The sequence below is a fragment of the Rhizobacter sp. P5_C2 genome (assembly GCF_054049715.1).
In genome coordinates this window covers 1-580 of record NZ_JBFULV010000267.1, presented here as the reverse complement: position 1 = coordinate 580, position 580 = coordinate 1, and the positions used below count along the sequence as shown (strand labels likewise).

At 79.0% G+C, this 580-nt stretch carries 1 protein-coding gene; it reads left to right on the top strand.

Annotated elements, in window-relative coordinates; all coding sequences use genetic code 11:
- Nucleotides 1–14: 14 nt before the first annotated feature.
- A partial coding sequence (locus ACXJLU_RS33530; RefSeq protein WP_457338038.1) for a CHASE2 domain-containing protein occupies nucleotides 15–580 on the top strand: 566 nt, incomplete at its 3' end.

Below are 580 nucleotides of genomic sequence, written 5' to 3'. Positions count from 1 at the left end.
ACCTGCAGGCGCGCGTGCTCGCAGCGCGCGACGGCGCGCCCGGCGTGCTGGTGGTCGACATCGACGAGGCCTCGGTCGCGGCGCTGCGCCCGCAGTTCGGCGGCTGGCCGCCCGATCGCGCGCTGCTCGCGCTGGTCACCGAGTACCTGCTGGACATCGGCGCGCGCAGCGTCGCGCTCGACCTGGTGCTGGCCGACCCGCGCGACGGCGATGCGGCGCTCGCCGCCACGCTCGCACGCCACCCGGGCCGCATCGTGCTGGCGGTCAGCGTGGCGCCGTCGCCGCCCGGCGACGGCGAGTGGCTGCCGCCGCAGCCCGGCCCGGGCGGTTGCGGCGCGCAGGCCTGGCCGGGGCTGCTGATGCCGTCGGCTGCGCTGATGGCGGCCTCGCCGGTGCTCGGCATGGTGTCGACGCCGACCGACGACGACGGCCAGTTGCGCGCGCTGTCGCTGTGGCATGCGTCCACCGTGCAGGGTGTGCCGGCGCTGGCGCTGGCCTCGCTGCTGGCGGCCGATGGCATCGCGCCGGGCGGCCTCGCGTGCGTCGCCGGGCAGGCGCGGGCGGGCGACCGCCGCTGGCC